The organism is Armatimonas sp. (assembly GCF_043760365.1).
In the GTDB taxonomy this organism is placed as follows: Bacteria; Armatimonadota; Armatimonadia; order Armatimonadales; family Armatimonadaceae; genus Armatimonas.
In genome coordinates this window covers 1-7378 of sequence record NZ_JAYUPA010001029.1, presented here as the reverse complement: position 1 = coordinate 7378, position 7378 = coordinate 1, and the positions used below count along the sequence as shown (strand labels likewise).

Below are 7378 nucleotides of genomic sequence, written 5' to 3'. Positions count from 1 at the left end.
CCGGGAATGCCCCCAAGCTGCTGACAAACCGCGTAGGCAAGCTGGAAGTGCCCGGTCTGGATCAGCTCATCGCCCTCGAAGGCAAGCACAAGGCGCTGAGGCACGATAATTCGCGCCAAGCTGGGTCGTGCATCGCTGCGCTGAATGAGACGTAGGGCAGCGCAGGCGTCCCGAAAATCGCCAAAATCAAAGACGGCCCAGGCGCGGGCCTCGGGCTGAGGACGCATGGCCAGTGTGGCGGCGACGATAATCCCACTGTGTGAAATTTGCGAGAGCGTGCTCTCTCGGAAGTTGCCGTAGCGCCCAGAGAAAAGCCCGTGGGCATCGGTGGCGATGCAGCCGCCGACCGTCGCCAGATTCGCACTGCCCAGCATCTGCCCAAGCGTGTAGCCATGACCGGCGAGCTGTTTCTCAATGGCAGCAATCGTAATGCCCGCCCCCGCCGTGACGGTGAGGTCTTCCTCGTTCCAGGCAAGCTCTGTCAGGCGCGACGTATCCACTGCAATATCTACCGACGCAAGCTCACCCGTGCCACTTCCGCCGCCCACTGCACGAAGGCTCTTTGCATTGGCTGTTGCCCATGCCACAAGTGCTGCCACTTCCTCGCCACAACTCGGCTGCGCGACGGCTTTGCATAGCACAGGACGCGTCTTTAAGTGGGGCGGGAACCAGGAGCGCGAGGCTTGCTGGCGGGATTCTAGATCAGTGAGAAACTCAGGTGTCACGCCCCCCGTTGTACCCGATTGCTGTCTGCGCGGTACAATACCTTTGTGAAATCCTCTTATTTACTACCTCTACTCTCTCTGGCATTATTCCTGGGCAATCCAGCAACCCATGCCCAGAACTTGCCGCTGACCCCCGCTACCAAAGAGGCGCTCAGCGAGCTCTCGACGGGTATGGAGCTGGAGACACTGGCGGGTGGGTTTTTGGTGGTGGCTCCCTCTACCACGATGCTGGGGGAGACGAAGCTTGACCCGAATTTTGGACTGAAACTCTCGCGGCAAATCGCCGTCTATGCCCCCGTGGCGGGGGGCGGCTTCAGGCAAGTCGTGGCCGTGCGCCACGACTCCAGCGACCGTGCCTTTGCGCTTAAAGTGGCTCGACTGGCGGGGCGACTGCTTCGGCTCCACAAAGATAAAGTAGGGCAGGAGGCCAGCTACCAGCAGGATGAGGAAGTGGCCCAGGTGTGGCTGACACGGGTGAAGGCACCGCATAAGGCCAAGGCGGCGGCGGAGACCCAGGTCAACAATGTCTACCTCTTCGAAGTGGCGGAGCCACGTAAAGAAATCGAGTGGGCACGGACAATTGCGCACGAGTGGGGGCATCTTATTCTCCTGGCGGCGCGTGGCTACAAAGACCCAGAGAACGATGCGGCGGGTTTTTTAGGGGAGCGCTTGTTCCTGAAGTGGCTCCGTGAGGATGCGCTGGCACTGCCGCGCAAGACCGACGACTTCTGCGAGCGCGAGGGCTTGCAGCTCTACTACGACCGGCAGCTCGCCCCCCTCATGGCTCGCTACAATGCCGCCGGACCTGCCGATAAGCGCCTTAGCCAGCTTAACACGGAAGGAATGGACTACTACATCGGGATGGCGCTAGACACCGATGAAGTCTTTGGCTCCAAAGTGCTTGGGTTCGCGCTGTATCACCTGGAAAACACGACACCGGGAGCCTTGGTGAACGCTGTCCGCAATGCAATCTTTCTCCAGACTGAACTACGTGTCAAGCTCCCCGCTTGGGTGCCCGTTGCACCAGATACCTACACCCTGAGTGGCCCCGCAGGGAAGGTGATGCTCGATGTCCGCCCACTGGACCCGTCGAAGCCGGTGCCCTTCAAGGTGGCTGCCCCGGGCTACAAGCGCATCAAGGCTGTCTCAGGGACAATTCCCTCCGTGGTATTGCGTCGGGGTGTGCCTAAAAAATGATGCCCTACAAGGCAACACTGGCCTCACCGTGCAAGCTGAATCTGACCCTCGATGTGGGGATGCTGCGCCCGGATGGCTTTCACGAGATAGACTCGCTGGTCGTACTTCTCTCGCCTAGCGACGAGCTCACGGTCACGGTTAAGCAAGGGCCGCGCCTCGTGAAACTGATTCTAAGAGACCGTCGCCCGGACACGGTTGCCGTCGAACCCATGCCCAAGGGCGCGGAGAACCTGGCGCACAAAGCCGCGCAGCTCGCCCTGGACACACTCGCGCCGGGGCAAGATATCCAGGTCTGGATCACGCTCGCCAAGCGCCTGCCGGTGCAGGCGGGGCTGGGTGCAGGAAGCAGCAACGCCGCCACGGTGCTCAAAGCCGTCGGGGAGGCACTAGTCAGTCCCTCTGAGGCACTTCTGCCACTCGCCGCACAGCTCGGCTCCGATGTGGCACTGTTTCTCTCCGGCTCTCCGGTGGTGCGAATGCGCGGGCGCGGCGAGATCCTCGAACCCGTTGCGCTCACGCTCTCTAGGCTCTATGGTGTCCTAGCGCGGCCCGCTATTGGCGTTCCCACTGGCCCCGCCTACGCCTTGCTCGATGCTCTCCCAAACCGCACGCCTGGCACCGCCACGCAGACACTCCTCGCCCACATTCGCTTGCCGGAGGGGGGGGCTGAGTGGTACGAAGCCGGGGGAGATAAAAACGACTTTGAGGCCGCCATCTTGCCTGCGTATCCCGAAGTCGCCGCCGTCCACACCGCCCTCACCGACGCCGGGGCGCTACGGGCGCTGCTCTGTGGCTCGGGCTCGTCGGTGTTTGGGCTGGCGCGGGATCGAGCACACGCGCTGGAGCTGGTGAAAACACTTGCCGGAAAAGTCGCCTGGCTGAAGCTGGTGGAGAGCTTATGAGTATGGTGGAGAGCTTATGAGGATCCAGAATATCGCTGCCCTCGTGCTGGCTGGAGGGGCTGTAAAAGACAAATACGCCGCCTCCTGGGAGCCGCTGCTCCCGCCGGGAGTGCGCAACCGGGCACTGCTGGAGTTAAACGGTAAGCCCATGTACCAGCATGTTGTAGAGACCTTGCAGGCGACCCCCGCAATCGGTCGGATTTTACTCGCGGGCGATGTCCCGCTTCTGCCCGGCTGCACGCCCGTGCCCGGTGGGGAGTCCATGGTGGACACGCTGCTGAATGGCGTATCTTCCCTAAATTCCTCCGAGACGCGTTTCTTGGTTGTCACCGCCGACATTCCTTTTCTTACCGCTCAGGCCGTGACGGACTTACTTGCCGATGCTCCGGAGAGTGCGGACTTTGTGTACTCGATCATCCCCGCCAAAATCTGCTACGACGCCTTTCCGGAGATGCGCCGCACGACACTGAAATTATCTGAGGGAGAGTTCACGGGAGGGAATCTTGTCATCTTAAACCCGGAGTTTCTGCGAACCCGCGAGGCCGCTGTTCGCCACGCCTACGCGCTCCGCAAGAATGTCCCCGGACTCGCCGCCCTGCTCGGCCCCAGCACCATTCTTCGGCTACTCGCCTCTCGTATCGCGCCCTCGCTGCTCACGCTCCCGCAGCTCGAAGCCGCCGTCAGCCGCCTGCTCGGCGGGGCCAGCGCCCGCGCGATTGTCTCAAACCACGCCGGAGTGGGGGCGGATGTGGACCACCCGGAAGATGTGGCATTGGCACGGAAATATCTAGTGAGGGAATAAAACGCGCCTCAGGCTGCACTAACTCTAGCAATGAACACTCTGCTGGCGGCAGCCGAAACCAAACCCGATCCTGCCTTTGAGCGAGCCTGGAACCGTCACCGGGATCGGGTCTGGCGGCTGGTGGTGCGTCTCTCCGGGAGCCGTGAGGCCGCTGACGATCTGACCCAGGAAGTGGCGCTGCAAGCCGCGCAAGCCTTCCCTAAGTTTCGCGGTCAGGCAAAGGCGTTTACTCTTTTCTATAAAATCGCAGTGCGCTGCGTGCTCCGCTGTCGAGAGCAACGAAATCTGGGAACGGACATGCTTCTCGAAAGCATCCCCGCGCCCCACACAGATCCGACCATGGCACTGGCTGTCCAAGCCGCGCTCAGTACCCTTCCCGACGATCAGCGCACCGTGCTGGTTCTCGCTGTCTACGAGCAGCTTTCCTACAAAGAGATTGCCGCCGTCTTAGAGATTCCCCTGGGAACCGTCATGTCGCGCCTCTCTCGGGCGCGTCAGCAGCTACGAAAGGAGCTTTCCGATGCTTTGTAAAATCCCCCACGAAACCCTTATGCGCCTCCACGACGGTGAGCTACACGGTCTGCAAGCCTTCACCGTGCGCCGCCACGTCAAGCACTGTACGAGCTGCAAACAAAACCACGCCGCGCTTGGCTGCACCGACGCGCTTCTCCAAACCGCCGATTTCTTTATGCCGGAGCCGAAACACAAAACAAGCCCCCTACGGCCGATTGGGTTTGTCGGAGGCGTCACCATCGCCATTGGCGCAGCGCTATTCTTCGCGATTCCTGGTGGCCCATTTCGACCGATGCCCTCGTTTGCTGCTGTTGAAGATGCTATGGAGAAGATCAAAACGGTGCACTGGACAGAGACGATGGAGGTGCACATGGTCTGGGCGTTTAAGCCCAACGGCACGGGGCGGTCAATCGCCTCCGATAATCAGAGTGTGATGATCTATGAGTCTTGGGGAGACATGGTAAATCACCAGCTCAGTCATGTCTTGGTTTCAGGAAAGTTGGATGGTGCTCAGGAACGGCGTGTTGTGATGAACTCTGAGCAGGCGTGGGACTACATGAAGACAAGAGATCGGTCGGTGTACTTGAAGATGCCGTCCCAATTTTTCCAGGGGAACAAAGCAACAAAAATTGTGATGGATCAGGTGGTTCTCCCTAAAGACGATCCGGGGAGGACGGAGAAATTTGATTCGGGGGACGACTATATTCAGACCAAAACCTACTTGCCCTGGAAGCAAAGCGATGAGGAGCGGGAGGGCAAGAAGCTGCTCCGATTTGACCGAACCGTCATGATTCAAAAGGGCACCAATAGCAGTCGTCGGGAGGTAACCGTGTGGGTGGATCGGGAGACTATGCGGGTGGCACGCCGCGAGGAGATAGAGAGGAGGCCGAACTCGCAACAAATCGCATTTCGGTGCATCGCGGAGAACTTTCGCTACAATGAGACACCACCCTCGGGAGTGTTTGAGTTGCCCAAGCCTAAAGTGGGGGAGCACTATCAGATACTAGAAGCCTGGAGCAGCACCCGAGAGATACGTGCCGATGAGCAGGCGCGTAAGAAAGTTGTTGAGGAAGCGATTCGGGCCTACTCGCGCAAGGACATGGCGGGGTTTCTGGCGCTCTGGGACTTTGATGCCGTTCCGCAGAAGAAGCGAGCAGCGCGGCAGCAAGAGGCGCGGGCCATGATAACGACGCAGACTTCCTACAAGAGCTGGCGGGCGGAGAAGGTGATGAGTGCGCACCCTGGCCCGTCGGTATATGTGCGCAAGAGCGAGGCCGATCCGTTTCCACCTCCGCCACGCGCACCTGAAGCGACGGTGGATGTGAATGTCCGTGGCTGGGTGACGACAGCAAAAGTGAGTACCTCCTACCCAGCGCTGGCGACGTTTACGCTCACCAAACGTAGTGGGCAGTGGAAGATTCAGCAGCTCCAGCTCTCCACGAAGCCATTGCCCTCCGGCTGGCTCAAGGGCAAACACTGAGTCTGGCTAGTGAGGGCGGTAGGTGCCCGTGGTGGTGAGAGGGAGGTGGGCAAGGCTCGGTGTGGCGGGTATTTCCGTTGGCTGTAGAAAGTCAAGAAGGCGCAGTAAAAGTTTCATAATCGTTTGTTTCCCCGGCAATTTTCGGAGGAAAAGCAAAAATCTTTAGAGGCGGTATACTGTAATTAGTTATTTTATGACTTAAGGAGTCGCTTTTTGGAAACTCTGCCTCCCGGCAAGCTGCGTTTTATCCCCCTTGGGGGAGTTGGTGAGATCGGCAAAAATCTCTATGTCTATCATGTCCTGGATCAGCTTCTGATTGTGGACTGTGGGCTGAAGTTCCCCGATGAGAAGATGTTTGGGGTGGATCTGGTGCTGCCCGATGTTCGCTGGCTGGTTGAAAACAAAGCCGCCATTCAGGGTATTGTCATCACCCACGGCCACGAAGATCATATTGGGGCGCTCTCGTTTGTGCTGCCACAGCTCGGTAACGCGGTGCCCGTTTATGGCCCGGCGCTGGCGCTGGGGCTGGCAAAGAACCGGCTGGGAGAGAAGCGGCTGCTCGATAAGGTCAAGCTCATTGAGTACGGCCCGGATGATGTTTTGCAGCTGGGGCACTTTGTGGTCGAGCCCGTGCGCGTGGCGCACTCTATCCCGGATTCTTTTGGCTTGGCGATCCGCACCCACGCGGGCATCGTGCTCCATACCGGAGACTTCAAGCTGGACCAGACCCCTGTGGATGGCTTGCTCTTTGATATCCCCAAGCTCTCCCGAATCGCCGAAGAGGGAGTGCTCGCCATTGTCTCCGATACTACCAATGTCGAGCGGAGCGGCTACGTGCCCTCGGAGCGCATTGTCGGCCAGGCGTTTGATCGGGTGATCAGCGAAGCGCCGGGCCGCGTGATTATCGCCAGCTTCGCCAGCCAAATCCACCGGATGCAGATGGCAGTAGACTCCAGCAAGAAGTACGGGCGCAAAGTCGCCGCACTGGGGCGTTCCATGGCACAGAATATGGACATGGCCGCCGCGCTGGGCTATCTCTCGGTGCCGGAGGGAATCCGGATGCGCGCCGATGATATCAGCAACTGTAAGGCCAATCAGATCACCATTCTCACCACCGGCAGCCAGGGCGAGCCGCTCGCAGGCCTCTCACGGATGGCGGCGGGCGACCACCGGCAAGTGACCATCCAGAAAGGCGATACGATTGTACTGTCATCGTCGCCGATTCCTGGCAACGAGTCTGCGGTCTGGCGGGTGGTCAACAAGCTCTTTGCTCTAGGGGCCAATGTGATCTACGATGCCCTCATGCCCGTGCACGTCAGTGGGCACGGCTACTCCGAGGAGCTAAAGCTGGTTCTGAATATCACCAACCCGCAGTATGTCATTCCCGTGCACGGCGAGCGCCGGATGCTCGCCCTCTACGCCCGGCACGCTCAGGACATGGGCTGGCTTCCGGAGGATGTCTTCGTGCTGGAGCTGGGCGATGTGCTGGAGCTAGACACGAGTAAAGGTGAGATCGTGGATCGAATCCCCTCGGGCGCGGTGCTCATTGATGGCGACACGGGCCAGGAGATTCACGAGCTGGTTCTGCGCGACCGGCAGTTCCTCGCCAACGACGGCTTCCTCAATGTCGTGGTCGTTCTCGACTCCGAGAGCGGCGAGCTGATCGGTGGCCCTGAGTTTCTCTCACGCGGCTGTTTCTACATGGACAGCGCCGATGAGCTTCTCGCCGAGGCTGCCACGGTGGTGGAGAAGCTTCTGG

7 protein-coding genes are annotated in these 7378 nt (G+C 59.8%); 6 read left to right on the top strand and 1 reads right to left on the bottom strand.

The window, feature by feature from the left end; genetic code table 11:
- The coding region (locus ACH2EH_RS26295; protein WP_395146387.1) for an FAD-binding oxidoreductase at positions 1-725 on the bottom strand (725 nt) is incomplete at its 3' end.
- A gap of 45 nt (positions 726-770) precedes the next feature.
- On the opposite strand from ACH2EH_RS26295, the gene ACH2EH_RS26290 reads away from it, so the two are divergent.
- The 6 genes from ACH2EH_RS26290 to ACH2EH_RS26265 form a co-directional block, all read left to right on the top strand.
- Positions 771-1922: a hypothetical protein gene (locus tag ACH2EH_RS26290; RefSeq protein ID WP_395146386.1), complete on the top strand. Its 1152-nt coding sequence runs from the start codon at positions 771-773 to the stop codon at positions 1920-1922.
- Positions 1919-2824: a 4-(cytidine 5'-diphospho)-2-C-methyl-D-erythritol kinase gene (gene ispE / locus ACH2EH_RS26285; protein ID WP_395146385.1), complete on the top strand. Its 906-nt coding sequence runs from the start codon at positions 1919-1921 to the stop codon at positions 2822-2824. Before ACH2EH_RS26290 ends, ispE begins: the two co-directional genes overlap by 4 nt.
- Before the next feature lie 16 nt (positions 2825-2840).
- Positions 2841-3626 (top strand): molybdenum cofactor guanylyltransferase, encoded by a 786-nt coding sequence (locus ACH2EH_RS26280; RefSeq protein ID WP_395146384.1) that lies wholly within the window; start codon positions 2841-2843, stop codon positions 3624-3626.
- Positions 3627-3656: 30 nt separating this feature from the next.
- On the top strand, positions 3657-4157 hold the full coding sequence (locus ACH2EH_RS26275; protein ID WP_395146383.1) for an RNA polymerase sigma factor: 501 nt from the start codon (positions 3657-3659) through the stop codon (positions 4155-4157).
- 19 nt (positions 4158-4176) lie between these two features.
- Positions 4177-5619, top strand: a complete 1443-nt coding sequence (locus ACH2EH_RS26270) for a hypothetical protein (protein WP_395146382.1) — start codon at positions 4177-4179, stop codon at positions 5617-5619.
- Positions 5620-5832: 213 nt separating this feature from the next.
- The coding region (locus ACH2EH_RS26265) for a ribonuclease J (RefSeq protein WP_395146381.1) at positions 5833-7378 on the top strand (1546 nt) is incomplete at its 3' end.

What these genes read in the sequence shown, in the direction of transcription:
- ispE (WP_395146385.1), top strand. Translation starts at nt 1,919, where the DNA reads ATGATGCCCTACAAGGCAACACTGGCCTCACCGTGCAAGCTGAATCTG.
- ACH2EH_RS26280 (WP_395146384.1), top strand. Translation starts at nt 2,841, where the DNA reads ATGAGGATCCAGAATATCGCTGCCCTCGTGCTGGCTGGAGGGGCTGTA.
- ACH2EH_RS26275 (WP_395146383.1), top strand. Translation starts at nt 3,657, where the DNA reads ATGAACACTCTGCTGGCGGCAGCCGAAACCAAACCCGATCCTGCCTTT.
- ACH2EH_RS26270 (WP_395146382.1), top strand. Translation starts at nt 4,177, where the DNA reads ATGCGCCTCCACGACGGTGAGCTACACGGTCTGCAAGCCTTCACCGTG.